The organism is Pseudomonas typographi, from assembly GCF_014694385.1.
GTDB classification, from domain to species: domain Bacteria; phylum Pseudomonadota; class Gammaproteobacteria; order Pseudomonadales; family Pseudomonadaceae; genus Aquipseudomonas; species Aquipseudomonas typographi.
The window spans coordinates 1-868 of the sequence record NZ_JAAOCA010000106.1; the positions used below are offsets into that span (position 1 = coordinate 1).

Here is an 868-nt window from a genome sequence, read left to right on the forward strand (position 1 = left end):
ACGTGCGCCGCAAGGGTTCCTTGTCCCACGAAATGTTCAGCACAGAGCAGCAGGCGCGCGAGGCTATTCGGCGCTGGGCTAAGGAGGCGGCATGACCTATCTCGTCTACTTCCCGCCCCAGTACGGCAACCCTGAGCGCTGGGCTGAGTGCACTGTCGATGACTTCGGCGTTTGGCGCTGCAATGGGATGTACATGCCGGCGCCGGCGGCTGATCGGATTAAGGAGGCGGCATGAAAGTGCTCGACGCCGGAACCGGGATGCTGCCGGGCCGCCTGCAAAGATACGGTCGCGAGTTCGAGGTCTATCGCTGCCCAGATCATCGCAACGATGACTGCGGAATGTGCGGCGGCACCGGCTTCCGCCAGATCTGCAACCAAACCGCCTGCCACGAAAACGGCTGCCAAGGCCACTGCTCGCGCACTGCTGACGATTTTCGAGCTCAGCAGAAGCGCTAACCCCTTCCCCATCTATCCACATGCCTGCCGGCGAACGGCGGGTGAGGTGTAGCTATGTCTAGAAATATTCAAACCCGTGAGGGCTATGAGTTCTGGGATCGCCTGTGCGCGATTCCTAACTATGGATTTTTACTGAGCCCCGAAGGTGACCGCGTAGTGAAGGCTGAGGGGGTCGGTAACTGGATAGACCAGCATGACGCCCAGGCAGTGGTAGACGATGCTCAGTCAGAAATTAACGTGCTTCGGGATCTGCTGCCCGTTCTCGTCGAAGCGCGCAAGGTGATCGCCACGGCTCTTAAGCACGGCGCGCCTGACTGGTTCGATAGTGAGGAAAATATCGCTGAGCACACAACGATAAAGCGGATTGACGCAGCCATCGCCAAAGCCACCACCTAACCCCGACCGCCGCCCC

The 868-nt window shown here is 59.8% G+C and carries 3 protein-coding genes; all 3 read left to right on the top strand.

The annotated features are described in order from the left end of the window. The first annotated feature begins 91 nt into the window (after positions 1 to 91). Genes HAQ05_RS27855 through HAQ05_RS27865 form a run of 3 tightly spaced genes read left to right on the top strand, consistent with a single transcriptional unit; the run spans position 92 to position 852 of the window. Positions 92 to 235, top strand: coding sequence for a hypothetical protein (locus HAQ05_RS27855; protein WP_190427608.1), 144 nt, complete (start codon positions 92 to 94; stop codon positions 233 to 235). After that, complete coding sequence (locus HAQ05_RS27860) at positions 232 to 456, top strand: hypothetical protein (protein WP_190427611.1); 225 nt, start codon at positions 232 to 234, stop codon at positions 454 to 456. Before HAQ05_RS27855 ends, HAQ05_RS27860 begins: the two co-directional genes overlap by 4 nt. Before the next feature lie 54 nt (positions 457 to 510). Continuing rightward, positions 511 to 852, top strand: a complete 342-nt coding sequence (locus HAQ05_RS27865; RefSeq protein WP_190427613.1) for a hypothetical protein — start codon at positions 511 to 513, stop codon at positions 850 to 852. The last annotated feature ends 16 nt before the right edge of the window (positions 853 to 868 follow it).